The sequence below is a fragment of the Paraburkholderia sp. J10-1 genome, assembly GCF_905220165.1.
GTDB lineage: Bacteria > Pseudomonadota > Gammaproteobacteria > Burkholderiales > Burkholderiaceae > Paraburkholderia.
This window is the reverse complement of record NZ_CAJMYW010000008.1, coordinates 72,474-85,016: the sequence shown is the minus strand read 5'-3', so window position 1 is coordinate 85,016 and position 12,543 is coordinate 72,474. Positions and strand designations below refer to the sequence as shown.

Sequence of the window (12,543 nt, the reverse complement as noted above, 5' to 3'; positions counted from 1 at the left end):
TTTCGCTGCCTCCTTCGACTTCCCGACTGCCTTGCCAGATCTGCTTCGCCATCCTTATCGTCTGCCGCGCTGCAGGAAGGCCACGGCGATGATCGCCACGCCCTGCACCGCCGCATTCAGATACACGCTGATGATGCTCGTGAGATTGAGAATATTGGCGATGACCGAGAGCAGCACCGCGCCGACCACGGTGCCCGCAACGCGCCCTTCGCCACCCTTGAGCGCGGTACCGCCCACCACCACGGCGGCGATCGCCTCCAGCTCCCACAGCAAGCCTGTCGTCGGCGTGGCGGAGCCGAGGCGCGGCACATAGAGCACGGTCGCCACGCCCACGCACACGCCCAGCAGCACGTAGGTTGCGCACTTCACGCGATCGACGCGGATCGCGGCATAGCGCGCGACCTGCTCGTTCGAGCCGATCGCCTGCACGTGCCGCCCGAACGCGGTGCGGTTCAGAATGAGCGCGCCGCCCGCTGCCGTGAGCGCGAACACCCACACGGGCACCGGAATGCCGAAGAGGCTCGCGTAATACACCGGGCCGTACAGATCGACGAGATTGTTCTGCAGCGTGAGCGCGCCGCCGTCGGCGAGCCACGTGAGCACCGAGCGGAAGATGCCGAGCGTGCCGAGCGTCACGATGAACGGCTCGATGCGCCCGCGCGTGATCAGCAAACCATGCGCGAGCCCGAACACCGCGCCGAGCACGAGCGCAATCGCAATGCCGATCGCGACGATGGCCAAAGGGGCAAACGCATGGTCGCTCGCGGCCAGCGTATTCATGACCCAGATCATCACGCCCGCGATGAGCGCGGCCATCGACCCGACCGAAAGATCGATGCCGCCCGAAATGATCACGAACGTCATGCCCACGGAAATGATGCCGATGAACGAGGTGCGCGTGAGCACGTTGAGCAGGTTGCCGGCGGTGGCGAAATCGCGGTTCAGCAGGGTGCCTAGCACGCACAGCAGGATCAGGCCGATGAGCGGCCCGACGCCCGCGAGCCGATGCACGAAACGCGCTGCGGCCGAGCGCGCGCCACGGCCTTCGGACGGTGCATCAGTGGGTGCCGGTTGCATGAGCGATCAGCTCCTCTTCGTTCAGATGTTCGCGCCCGAGCGTGGCGACGAGCCGGCCCGCGCGCATCACGGCCACGCGATGCGCCAGGCCGATCAGCTCGACCAGTTCGGACGAGATCACGACGACCGCGCGCCCCGAGGCCGCGAGCCGCTGGATCAGGAAATAGATGTCGCGTTTCGCGCCCACGTCCACGCCGCGCGTAGGCTCGTCGAGCACGATCACGCGCGGGTCGGGCTGCAGGAACTTGGCGAGCGCGAGCTTCTGCTGGTTGCCGCCCGAGAGCATGCGCGCGCGGCTGTCGAGGTCGCCGGTGCGGATGCCGAATTCGCGCACCGCTTTTTCCAGCGCGCGGCGGGCCGCCTTGAGGTCGAGCAGCGGATGGCCGTAGCGCTCGAGCGTCATGAGCGTGAGGTTGTCCTGCAGCGTGAGGTTCATGTGCAGGCCGCGTCCTTTTCTGTCTTCGCTCAGGTACGTGAGGCCGTGGCGCATCGCGTCGCGCGGGTGGCGCAGCGTCACGGCGCGGCCGTCGATCTCGATCTCGCCCGCGTGCCGGTGGCGCAAGCCCACGATCGCCTCGAACGCCTCGCTGCGCCCCGCGCCCACGAGCCCCGCAAAACCGAGAATCTCGCCCGCGCGCACCTCGAAGGAGAGATCCTCGACCCAGCCCGGCACGGCGAGATTCGTCACGCGCAGCGCGACAGGCGCATCCGCGCTCGCTGCGCTTTTCTCAGGAAACATGTCGGAGACGTCGCGGCCCACCATAAGGTTCGCCATCTGCTGGCGCGCGAGCCCCGCCGTCGCGCTCGCGGCCACGAAGCGCCCGTCGCGCATCACGACCACGTCGTCCGTGATGCGCTCCACTTCGTCGAGCTTGTGCGAGATGTAGACGAGCGTCGTGCCGGCGGCGCGCAGCTTCGTCATCAGCGCGAAAAGCCGTGCGGTTTCGGCGGGCGTGAGCGTGGCCGTGGGCTCGTCCATGATGAGCAGGCGCGCGTGGCGCGAGAGCGCCTTGGCGATCTCCACGAGCTGCTTTTCGGCGACGATCAGATCGCGCACCTTCACGTCCGGGTCGCGCGCGAGCCCCACCTGCGCGAGCAGTTCGCGCGCCTCGCGGCGCATGGCGGCGTCGTCTACGAGCCAGCCTTTGCGCTTTTCGTGGCCGAGGAAGATGTTCTGCGCGATCGTCAGGTGCTCGGCGAGGTTGAACTCCTGGTGGATCAGCACGATGCCGGCGGCCTCGGCTTCGCGCGAGCCTTCGAAGCGGCGCGGCACGCCGTCCACCAGCATCTCGCCCGCACTCGCTTCTTCGTAGCCGGCGAGGATCTTCATGAGCGTGGACTTGCCCGCGCCGTTCTCGCCCAGCAGCCCGTGAATGCGACCCGGCGCAAGCTCGAAGCTCACACCGTGCAGCACGCGCACGGGACCGAAGTCCTTGCGGATGTCGTTGAACTTCACGGCGACGCTCATGCGCGTGCGCTCCTCCAGTGGCCTTGTCTGCGGGTTTTGGCTGACGGCTCGCGCCGTCAGCCTCTGCTCCGCTGGTCTCCCCTGCTATGTGTTCACTGACGTCTGCCGACTTCACCCGCTCTCGCGCACCACCAGCCTGTGCGGCAGCAGCACGCCCGGCACGCTCGCGCGCGGGTCGGCGAAACGCCGCAGCAACAGCCGCGCGGCCGTCTCGCCCAGCTCCCGCATGGGCTGCGCGATCGTCGTGAGCGGCGGATCGATCTGCGCGGCAAGCGCGATATCGTCGAAGCCGACCACGGCGACGTCTTGCGGCACGCGCCGCCCCGCGCCGCGCAAGCCGTTGAGCACCCCCACCGCGAGCGTGTCCGACACCGCGAAAATCGCGTCGGGCGCCTCGCCTGCGGGCAACTGCATGAGCGCGGCGGCGGCCTGCGCGCCCGCGTCGTAGTCGAGGCAGTTCACGTTCACGCGCCAGGCGTCGCGCATCGCAATGCCCGCTTCGGCAAGCGCATCGCGCCAGCCGTCGCGGCGTTGCTGCGCGTACAGATAGTGTTCGTCGGAGTTGATCAGCGCGACACGCCGCCGCCCCCGCGCGATCAGATGCCGCACGGCGTCGTGTGCGGCCCGGTAGTTGTCGATGCCCACATACGGCACGCCCACGTCCGGATCGAACTCGCAGCAGGCCACCCACGGCAACGCCGTCGATTCCGCCGCAAGCGCGTGCTGGACGGTGGCCGGGTCGAGGCAGATCGCCCCGTCCGCGCGGTGGCGGCGCAGCAGGTCGAAGTAGCTGCGCTCGCGGCCGGCGTCGGCGCCCGTGTCGCACAGCAGCAGGAAAAAGCCGTGCTGGCGCGCCACGCTGTCGATGCCGCGCACGATCTCCGCATAAAACGGGTTGCCGAAGTCGGGCACCATCGTCAGCAGCAGGCGGCTTTCGGCGGTGCGCAGGTTGCGCGCGAGTTCGTTCACGCGATAGCCGCTCGTCTCGATTTCGGCGAGCACGCGCTCGCGCGTCGCGGCGCGCACGTTCGCGTGGCCGTTGAGCACGCGCGAGACCGTCGCGACCGACACGCCCGCGCGCTGCGCCACCGCCGCGATCGAGCCTCCGCGCACGGCGGTGTCCCCGCGGGCGCGGGCGTCTTCGTGTTGCGCTTGCGGCGATCGGGACGAGCGAGCGGGCATGGGCGAGAAGCGATCGTGACCGGTTCGGAACGGCGTGGCGGCGCAGGCGCGGGGCCTGCGGGCGCGGCCGGATGTAATCGATTACATTTTTGGTACGAGAACCGCAAAATCGCAAGGCTCACGAAGCCAGGACAAACACCGATCCGTTAGCGCCCGCGCAACGCCCGCCCGCTGCCGGCGGCGCGGCCGGGCCGCAAGCCGGTTTGCTACAATTCTCCGATTGCCCGACGCCTTTTTTGCCGGGCTTTGATACGAACCGATCCCGACCACAACGCCGAGTCACCATGAACATCGAACAAGCGCGTTTCAACATGATCGAACAGCAGATTCGCACCTGGGAAGTGCTCGACCAGGACGTGCTGAACCTGCTCGCGATCGTCAAGCGTGAGCATTTCGTCCCCGAGGCCTATACCGCCCTCGCGTTCGCCGACCTCGAACTGCCGCTGCCGAACGGCCAGCACATGCTGGCGCCGCGCGTCGAAGCGCGCGTGCTGCAGGAGCTCGCGGTGAAGAAGCACGAGAGCGTGCTGGAAATCGGTGCGGGCTCCGGCTACATGGCGGCGCTGCTCGCGCACCGCGCGCAGAAGGTGCTGACCGTGGAAATCGATACGGAACTCGCCGAATTCGCACGCGCGAACTTCGTCAAGAACGGCGTGCTGAACGCCGAAGTCGTGGTCGGCGACGGCGCGCGCGGCTGGGCCGCGAATGCGCCGTATGACGTGATCTGCGTCTCCGGCGGCCTGCCGGTCGTGCCGCAGGAGTTGCTCGAGCAGCTCAAGGTGGGCGGGCGTCTCGCCGCTTTCGTGGGCGGCGCGCCGGTCATGGAAGCGCAGATCATCACGCGCATCGACGAGAAGCAGTTCCGCATTGCGGGCGTATTCGAGACGTATGTCGAAGCGCTGCAGAACGCCGTGCATCCGCCGCGCTTCAAGTTCTGAGCGCAGCTAACCTGTTGTATCGCCGGGTGTCTTTCATGGTTGCCCGGCCTTTTACCCGATCGAGTCTTCCATGCAGAATCTGACCGCCCCCGCCCTCGCCGAATGGCTTGCCGACACCACCCGCGAGGCCCCCGTGCTGCTCGACGTGCGCGAGCCGTGGGAAATCGAAACGGCAAAGATCGCCGGCAGCACGTCGATCCCCATGCGCGAGATCCCCGCGCGCAGCGAGGAACTGGACGACGAGGCGCAGATCGTCTGCATTTGCCACCACGGCGCGCGCAGCGCCCAGGTGGCGATGTTCCTCGAATCGCGCGGCCATACGAAGGTGTTCAACCTGCAAGGCGGCATCGACGCCTGGTCGCGTCAGGTCGACCCCAAGGTGCCAACGTACTAAGCCGGCGCACGCCAGCTTTGACACAAGGGCGCGGCTTAGGCCGCGCCCTTTGTCATTTCTGGGCCGCTCGCCCAGTTCCCACTCCGTTCCCGCACAGTTCCCCCTCCGTTCCATCGCAGTCCACCTCGCGCAGCACCAGCGTTGCGCTCATGCACAACGATGCAGCGTGCCTGGCGATCCCGGTCGGCCCGCTTCATGCAGGCGCGCACTGACACGATGCAGCGCGCCCGAACATGCATCTCGCTGCACCACAATCGCCCGCCCGCCGCACGTGCACCGATGCGCTTCGCATCGCCGCGTGCCTTATGGGGCAAGCCTCGTGCTTTCCCCTCGCGCTGGCACAACGCTTGCAGAAGGGTGTGCGCAAGACAGGCCACACACACCGGGCGGCGCGCAAGACGACAAACCACCACGCGCCACGGCCCACGACTCACTCACGGACAAGAGGCACAAAAATGAAACGTCGCAGTCTGTTGAAACTCGGGACGATGTCGGGCGCACTCGCGGCAGCGGGGCGCATGCCGTTCGCTCACGCGGACACCGGCAGCGGGCCGATCAAGGTCGGCATCCTGCATTCGCTCTCGGGCACGATGGCCATTTCGGAGACCTCACTGAAAGACACCGCGTTGATGACGATTGCCGACATCAACAAGAATGGCGGCGTGATGGGGCGTCAGATCCAGCCCGTGGTGGTCGACCCGGCCTCCAACTGGCCGCTCTTCGCCGAAAAGGCGCGCCAGCTCCTCACGCAGGACAAGGTGGCCTGCGTGTTCGGCTGCTGGACCTCGGTGTCGCGCAAGTCGGTGCTGCCGGTGTTCGAGGAACTGAACGGCCTGCTCTACTACCCCGTGCAGTACGAAGGGGAAGAGATGTCGCGCAACGTGTTCTATACGGGCGCCGCGCCCAACCAGCAGGCCATTCCCGCAGTGGAATACCTGATGAGCGCGCAAGGCGGCGGTGCGAAGCGCTTCTTCCTGCTCGGTACGGACTATGTGTATCCGCGCACGACCAACAAGATCCTGCGCGCGTTCCTGCACTCGAAGGGCGTGAGCGACAGCGATATTCAGGAGGTCTACACGCCGTTCGGCCATAGCGACTATCAGACCATCGTCGCGAACATCAAGACGTTCTCGCAAGGCGGCAAGACCACCGTCGTTTCGACCATCAACGGCGACTCGAACGTGCCTTTCTATAAAGAACTCGGCAATCAGGGCATCAAGGCGACCGACGTGCCCGTGGTCGCGTTCTCCGTGGGCGAGGAAGAACTGCGCGGCATCGACACGAAGCCGCTCGTGGGACACCTCGCGGCGTGGAATTACTTCATGTCCGTGAAGGGCGCGAGCAACACGAAGTTCAAGGAGCAGTTCGAAGCCTGGGTGCAGACGAACAACCTGCCCGGCGGCGCCAAGCGCGTGACCAACGACCCGATGGAAGCGACCTTCGTGGGCATCCATATGTGGAAGCAAGCAGTGGAAAAGGCGAAGAGCACCGACGTCGACAAGGTGCGCGTGGCGATGATCGGCCAGACCGTGGCGGCGCCCTCGGGCTTCACGCTCACGATGGACGGCAACCATCACCTGCACAAGCCGGTCATGATCGGCGAGATTCGCGGCGACGGTCAGTTCAATGTGGTGTGGAAAACGAAGACCGCCATCCGCGCGCAACCGTGGAGCCCGTTCATCGCCGGCAACGAAGGCAAGCCTGACGTGGTCACCTCGACCACACTGCCCGCCTTCCTGCGCCGCTCGCGCGTAGCCTGACGTTGCCCTTCGCAAGCGCCGCACCGCGGCGTGCGCTTGCGTGCTCTGTCTACGGACACGCGGCGTAACGGCCTGGCCGTTGCCGCGGTCCGCACCAAAAGAAAACATCATGGCTCTCTCACTCCCGAGGTACGCGCGCGCGGGCTTGCGCCACGCGCTCGCCGCGGCTGCGCTCTTCTCGGCGCTATGCACAGGCGCACACGCACTCGATGCGGCCGACGTCGCACCGCTTGGCGGCGACGACTTCGACGCGAAATCCGCGGCCATCGACAAGCTCATCGCCACGCATGACGCCGCCTCGCTGGCGCTCCTGAAAGCGCTCGCTGACGACAACGTCACGGCGACCGATTCCGGCGAAGTGCTCGTGCAGGATGGCGAGAATGCGCGCGACGCCGCAACGGGCAAGCCCGTCGCCGCAAACGTCGCGTCGAGCGCGCAGCCCATCACGCTGAACAACATCCTGCGCTCGAAGGTGGCGGGCGCAGTGTCGGGCCTGCAACTCGCCTCGCCAGACCTGGAAACGCGTCGAGCCGCCATCGCGGAACTGCTGAAGAACCCCGACCCGGCCATGAAGCCGATGATCGACGCCGCGCGCGCGCAGGAAACCGACCCCACCCTCAAGCGCCGCCTCGACACGCTCTGGGCCATGACGGCGCTGCACGATCCGAACACGGCCACGCGTCTCGAAGCGGCGAAGCTCGTCGCGGCGCGGCACGACCTCGACATGTACGAACTGTTGCGCCCGCTCGTCGCGAAGAACGCGAGCGGCGCGTACAACGAGCCCGATGCCGATGTGCGCGCCGCCGCCCAGCAAGGCATCGACGCGCTCGATTCGATCCAGCGCCGCAGCGAGATCTTCGGCACGCTGTTCGCGGGCCTGTCGCTCGGCAGCGTGCTGCTGCTCGCCGCGCTCGGTCTTGCCATCACCTACGGGCTCATCGGCGTCATCAATATGGCGCACGGCGAGTTCCTCATGATCGGTGCGTACGCAACCTATGTCGTGCAAACGCTCGTGCAGCGCTATGCGCCCGGCGCGTTCGACTGGTATCCGCTCTTCGCGATTCCCGCTTCGTTCGTCGCCGCGGCGCTCGTCGGCGCCGTGATCGAGCGGCTCGTGATCCGCCATCTTTACGGCCGCCCGCTCGAAACGCTGCTCACCACGTTCGGGATCAGCCTCATTCTCATTCAGGCCACGCGCATGATCTTCGGCGCGCAGAACGTGCAGGTCGAAAACCCTTCGTGGATGAGCGGTGGCGTGACCGTCATGCCCAACCTCATCCTGCCGTATAACCGTCTCGCGATCCTCGCTTTCGCGCTGATCGTGGTGGGCATTGCGTGGACCGTGCTCACGAAAACGCGTCTCGGCCTCTTCGTGCGCGCCGTCACGCAAAACCGCCGCATGGCCGCGTGCGTGGGCGTGCGCACCGCGCGCGTGGATGCGTGGGCCTTCGCGTTCGGCGCGGGCGTGGCGGGCCTCGGCGGCTGCGCGCTCTCGCAGATCGGCAACGTCGGTCCCGATCTGGGCCAGAGCTACATCATCGATTCGTTCATGGCCGTGGTGCTGGGCGGCGTCGGGCAGATCGCGGGCACCGTGATTGGCGGCTTTGGTCTCGGGCTCGTCTCCAAGGCCATCGAGCCGTTTTGGGGCGCCGTGCTCGCGAAGATCGCCGTGCTGGTGCTGATCGTGCTCTTCATCCAGAAGCGTCCGCAGGGGCTTTTCGCCCTCAAGGGCCGCAGCGCGGAGGCATGACATGACGAGCGTCACTTCCTCTTCCGCGCGTCACACGCTGGGCGCATCGCATGGCCCTGGCGGCGACGCGGAAACGTTCGCCCTCGGCTTGCCCGCGCGCCCCGCCCTGCTCTCGCCGCGCGCATGGCTCGCGCTCATCGTGCTGATCCTCGCGATCGGCGTGGGCGTGCCGCTTTGCGCGCTGGTGCTGCCGCAATCGAGTGCGCTGCATCTTTCCGCCTATGCCATGACGCTAGGCGGCAAGCTCATGTGCTACGCGATCGCGGCGCTCGCGCTCGATCTCGTGTGGGGCTATTGCGGCATTCTGAGCCTCGGTCACGGCCTGTTCTTCGCGCTGGGCGGCTACGCCATCGGCATGTACCTCATGCGCGAAATCGGTCACGACGGCAAGTACGGCAGCGACCTGCCCGACTTCATGGTGTTTCTCGACTGGCACGCGCTGCCGTGGTACTGGCAGGGCACCGAGCACCTCGGGTATGCGCTCCTGCTCGTCGTGCTCGTGCCCGCCATGGTCGCGTGGGTATTCGGCTTCTTCACGTTCCGCTCGCGCGTGAAAGGCGTCTACCTCTCGATCATCACGCAGGCCATGACGTTCGCCGCGATGCTGCTGTTCTACCGCAACGAAACGGGCTTCGGCGGCAACAATGGCTTCACCGACTTCAAGCGCATCGCGGGCATGCCGATCACGCATCCAGGCACGCGCACCGTGCTGTTCCTGCTGACGTTCGCTGTGCTCGTACTCGCGTTTCTCGGCGCGCGGGCCATCGTCACCTCGAAGCTCGGGCGCGTGGTGACCGCCGTGCGCGACGGCGAAACGCGCCTCATGTTTCTCGGCTACAGCCCGCTTGGCTACAAGCTGTTCGTGTGGACCGTCTCGGCCATTCTGTGCGGCATTGCGGGCGCGCTTTACGTGCCGCAGGTCGGCATCATCAACCCGAGCGAGATGTCGCCCGGCAATTCGATCGAAATGGCGATCTGGGTGGCCGTGGGCGGACGCGGCACGCTGATCGGGCCGATCATCGGCGCCTTCGCCGTGAACGGCGCGAAGAGCTTCTTCACCGCGCATTTCGCCGAGTACTGGCTGTTCTTCCTCGGCCTGATGTTCGTGCTCGTGCCGCTGCTGCTGCCCAACGGCATCATGGGTCTCATCGAACTCATCCGGAACCGGATCTCTGACCGGACCCATGCGCGGACCACCTCGCGGAGCGAACGCCCATGAACGGACATATCCTGCTCAACGACCCGCTCAACCACAACCCGTTCGACGACGCCCTCAAGCACGACGAACTCGCCCTCTCGGGCGTGGCGGATCTCGGGCACGTGGTCGAGCCCGGCGCCATCGACACCTCGCACGGCACGATCCTCTACCTCGAAGACGTGACCGTGAGCTTCGACGGCTTTCGGGCGCTCAACAAGCTGTCGCTCGTAATCGACGTGGGCGAGCTGCGCTGCGTGATCGGCCCGAACGGCGCGGGCAAGACCACGATGATGGATGTCATCACCGGCAAGACCTCGCCCGACTCGGGCAAGGTGTTCCTCGGCCAGACGCTCGACCTCACGCGTATGAACGAGCCCGCCATCGCGCGCACGGGCATTGGCCGCAAGTTCCAGAAGCCCACGGTGTTCGAGCAGCATCCTGTATGGGAGAACCTCGAACTCGCGATGAAAGCCGACAAGGGCTGGTTCGCCACGCTGCGCGCGCGCCTTGGGCGCGAGGCGCAGGCGAAGATCGAGGAAACGCTCGAAGTGATCCGGCTCGAGAGCGACGCGCGGCGCCTCGCGGGCGAGCTGTCGCACGGCCAGAAGCAGCGGCTCGAAATCGGCATGCTGCTCATGCAAAAGCCGCAACTGCTGCTGCTCGACGAGCCCGCCGCCGGCATGACCGACGACGAAACCATGGAACTCGCCACGCTGCTCAACCGCCTGCGCGGCACCTGCTCGATGATGGTGGTCGAGCACGACATGGAATTCGTCGCGGCGCTCGCGGGCGAAACGGGCCGCGTGACGGTGATGGCCGAAGGCAGCGTGCTCGCGCACGGCACGCTCGACGAAGTCAAGCGCGACGAAACGGTGATCGAATCGTATCTGGGCCGCTAGGCCGCATCGACAATATCAGCCATGCTAACTATCGAATCGCTGAATCAGTATTACGGCGGCAGCCACATCCTGCGCAATGTCTCGATGACGGTGCCCGAAGGCGAACTCACCGTGCTGCTCGGGCGCAACGGCGTGGGCAAGACCACGCTGCTGCGCTGCCTGATGGGCGTCGTGCCGACGAAAAACGGCGCGATCGCGTGGCGCGGCGAGGCGCTCACGAAACTGCCCACGCATGCGCGCGTGGCGCAGGGCCTCGCTTACGTGCCGCAAGGGCGCGATATCTTTCCGCGTTTGAGCGTCGAAGAGAATCTGCTGGTGGGCGCGGCGAGCAAGAAACGCATGCCTTCCGCCGTGCCCGCGCATATCTACGAACTCTTTCCCGTGCTCAAGGACATGAAGGCGCGGCGTGGCGGCGACCTCTCGGGCGGCCAGCAGCAGCAGCTCGCCATCGGCCGCGCGCTGATGAGCGATCCGCAATTGCTCATTCTCGATGAGCCTACCGAAGGCATTCAGCCTTCGATCATCCAGGACATCGGCCGCACGCTGCGCAGGCTCGTGGAAGAGATGCACATGACGGTGCTGCTGGTCGAGCAGTACTACGACTTCGCCAAGGCCATTGCGGACCGCTACTGGGTGATGAGCCGCGGCGAAATCGTGGCGGGCGGTGCTGGCGCAAACATGGATGCGGATGGCGTGCGGGAGTTGATCGCCGTATAAGGGACATCAGGGTTTGTGCTGCCATCCTGTCTTTTGCCAGGCAGACAGGATGGCACGCGCGAACGCGCTACCGCTTGGGTACGCCGTCGCGCCACTCGCCCCAATGCGTGACGATGTCCTGCACGAGCGGATTGCCCGCGAGGTACAGGTTGCCGATCGCGATCGTGAAGCCGCCCTGCGATGCGTAGTTGAGCAGATTGTCGGCGCTCGACTGGCCCGCATACGGCCGGTCGAAGTCCGACCCCGCACGCAGCACCGCGACGCGGTTCAGGTCGACGCGCTTCACGGTCGCCGCGCGCGTGAGCGCCTCGAACGTGGCGTTGTCTTCCTGCTGCGTCGTGCAATAGGTGCCCTTGCCGTCGGTCAGGATCTTCGTCCATTGCCGCGCGCGCTCGCCGAGGTCCGTGCCCGACCACCAGGTATCGCCCGCCAGCGTGTCGCACTGGAGGACGGTGGGCGGTCGGTTCGCGGGCGCATAGCTGTATTTGGCGCGGGCGGCTTGCGCCTGCGCGTCGTCGGAGAGCGTCACGCTGCGCGACAGCGCGAAGGCCGCGTTCGAGAGCGCCGGATTGAGCTGGAACACTTCCGTGCGATAGTCGAGCGGCGGCTTTTGCGTCGGGCCCGTCGTGTTGATGCCGAGATAGCCGGTGGTCCAGCCCTGGGGAATTTCGCGTCCGTCGATCTCCCACTGAATGCCGAAGTCGACGAGCCAGTTCGCCCACGCAGCGGAACCGACGGTGCCCTGACCCGGGTCGATACCGGCGATGCCCGCCACCATGAAGTACGTACGGCGCAGGTCGAAACGCGGCGAGAACGTCAGCGCCATGATCGACGCGGCGGCATTCGCGTGCCCCATGCCCGTCGTCATCACGCACACGTCCTGGCGATTGCAGTGCACGGCCGGGTAGTCAGGAGACAGACCGGCGACCGTAATGTCCTGCCACGGTCCGAGATGATCGAGCCATACCTGGCCTTCCGGTCCGAACATCGAAATGATCATCACCTTGACCGGACGGCCATGCGAGCCGCCGTCGTCCTGCGAGAAGCTGTCGTCGGCATGCGCGACGACCGGTGCAACGGCCGCGCCGGCCATGAACAGCGACGAAAGCACCGCACCAAAAGCGCGATTTAGCATAAGAGGCCCCACCTTGTTTAAGAAC

General features: G+C 66.4%; 11 protein-coding genes. 7 read left to right on the top strand and 4 right to left on the bottom strand.

Translation table 11 applies throughout. From position 1 onward, the window contains the following. Window positions 1-54 precede the first annotated feature (54 nt). The 3 genes from U5A65_RS23900 to U5A65_RS23890 form a co-directional block, all read right to left on the bottom strand. Window positions 55-1,077, bottom strand: coding sequence for an ABC transporter permease (locus tag U5A65_RS23900; RefSeq protein WP_321912782.1), 1,023 nt, complete (start codon window positions 1,075-1,077; stop codon window positions 55-57). Continuing rightward, window positions 1,058-2,545 carry a sugar ABC transporter ATP-binding protein gene (locus U5A65_RS23895; RefSeq protein ID WP_321947782.1) on the bottom strand — a complete coding sequence of 496 codons (1,488 nt, stop codon included), beginning with the start codon at window positions 2,543-2,545 and terminating at the stop codon, window positions 1,058-1,060. The genes U5A65_RS23900 and U5A65_RS23895 overlap by 20 nt, the downstream gene beginning before the upstream one ends. 111 nt (window positions 2,546-2,656) lie before the next feature. Further along, a complete protein-coding gene (locus U5A65_RS23890) occupies window positions 2,657-3,727 on the bottom strand; it encodes a LacI family DNA-binding transcriptional regulator (protein ID WP_321947780.1) in 1,071 nt (356 codons plus the stop codon). A 284-nt stretch (window positions 3,728-4,011) separates the two neighbouring features. Here U5A65_RS23890 and U5A65_RS23885 point away from each other — a divergent pair, with 284 nt between their 5' ends. The 7 genes from U5A65_RS23885 to urtE all read left to right on the top strand — a co-directional run bounded on the left by U5A65_RS23885 (window position 4,012) and on the right by urtE (window position 11,383). Continuing rightward, window positions 4,012-4,665, top strand: a complete 654-nt coding sequence (locus tag U5A65_RS23885; RefSeq protein WP_321912788.1) for a protein-L-isoaspartate O-methyltransferase — start codon at window positions 4,012-4,014, stop codon at window positions 4,663-4,665. 70 nt (window positions 4,666-4,735) lie between these two features. After that, window positions 4,736-5,059 (top strand): rhodanese-like domain-containing protein, encoded by a 324-nt coding sequence (locus U5A65_RS23880; RefSeq protein ID WP_158757209.1) that lies wholly within the window; start codon window positions 4,736-4,738, stop codon window positions 5,057-5,059. A 455-nt stretch (window positions 5,060-5,514) separates the two neighbouring features. Next, on the top strand, window positions 5,515-6,819 hold the full coding sequence (gene urtA, locus U5A65_RS23875; protein ID WP_321912792.1) for an urea ABC transporter substrate-binding protein: 1,305 nt from the start codon (window positions 5,515-5,517) through the stop codon (window positions 6,817-6,819). 109 nt (window positions 6,820-6,928) lie between these two features. Next, the gene (gene urtB / locus U5A65_RS23870; RefSeq protein WP_321912794.1) at window positions 6,929-8,569 is read left to right on the top strand and encodes an urea ABC transporter permease subunit UrtB; all 1,641 of its coding nucleotides are present in this window, start codon (window positions 6,929-6,931) and stop codon (window positions 8,567-8,569) included. Window position 8,570: 1 nt separating this feature from the next. Then, complete coding sequence (gene urtC, locus U5A65_RS23865) at window positions 8,571-9,788, top strand: urea ABC transporter permease subunit UrtC (RefSeq protein WP_321912795.1); 1,218 nt, start codon at window positions 8,571-8,573, stop codon at window positions 9,786-9,788. Next, window positions 9,785-10,666: an urea ABC transporter ATP-binding protein UrtD gene (gene urtD / locus U5A65_RS23860; RefSeq protein ID WP_321947778.1), complete on the top strand. Its 882-nt coding sequence runs from the start codon at window positions 9,785-9,787 to the stop codon at window positions 10,664-10,666. The genes urtC and urtD overlap by 4 nt, the downstream gene beginning before the upstream one ends. A gap of 21 nt (window positions 10,667-10,687) precedes the next feature. Next, window positions 10,688-11,383: an urea ABC transporter ATP-binding subunit UrtE gene (urtE, locus tag U5A65_RS23855; RefSeq protein ID WP_321912799.1), complete on the top strand. Its 696-nt coding sequence runs from the start codon at window positions 10,688-10,690 to the stop codon at window positions 11,381-11,383. Window positions 11,384-11,450: 67 nt separating this feature from the next. Here the strand turns inward: urtE and U5A65_RS23850 are convergent, their stop codons facing one another. Then, complete coding sequence (locus tag U5A65_RS23850; RefSeq protein ID WP_321947776.1) at window positions 11,451-12,518, bottom strand: purine nucleoside permease; 1,068 nt, start codon at window positions 12,516-12,518, stop codon at window positions 11,451-11,453. Between the last annotated feature and the right edge of the window lie 25 nt (window positions 12,519-12,543).